Source organism: Streptomyces sp. DH12 (assembly GCF_020873895.1).
Classification (GTDB): Bacteria; Actinomycetota; Actinomycetes; order Streptomycetales; family Streptomycetaceae; genus Streptomyces.
In genome coordinates this window covers 1-381 of sequence record NZ_JAHWGT010001736.1, presented here as the reverse complement: position 1 = coordinate 381, position 381 = coordinate 1, and the positions used below count along the sequence as shown (strand labels likewise).

Here is a 381-nt window from a genome sequence, read left to right as displayed (position 1 = left end):
GCCCGGCAGCTGCTCGTTCGCCCACAGCCGGTGCACCGTACGCACGCACTCCTCGCGGTCGGTGCCGTAGCAGACCTTCGTGCCACCGCTGACGAGCTTCTGGCCGCCCCCGCCCTTGCGGTACTGCTCGACCATGGAGGCGTCCGGCATCATCGTGATGTAGCCGTCGCCGACCCGTGCCGCGAGCTTGGTGGCCGCCGGGCCGAAGCCGGAGACGTCGATGGGCACGGGCTCGTCGGGCAGCGTGTAGAGCCGGGCGTTCTCGACGGTGTAGTGGGTGCCGCGATGGTTGACCTCCTCGCCGGAGAACAGCCGGCGCATGATCTGCACGGCCTCCTCCAGCATCTCCAGGCGCACATGGGCGGGCGGCCAGGGTCCGCC

The 381-nt window shown here is 70.9% G+C and carries 1 protein-coding gene; it reads right to left on the bottom strand.

What is annotated here, in order from left to right:
- Positions 1 to 381, bottom strand: a 381-nt coding sequence (locus tag LPA54_RS41980) for an LLM class flavin-dependent oxidoreductase (RefSeq protein ID WP_228985582.1), incomplete at both ends; no start/stop codon positions are given.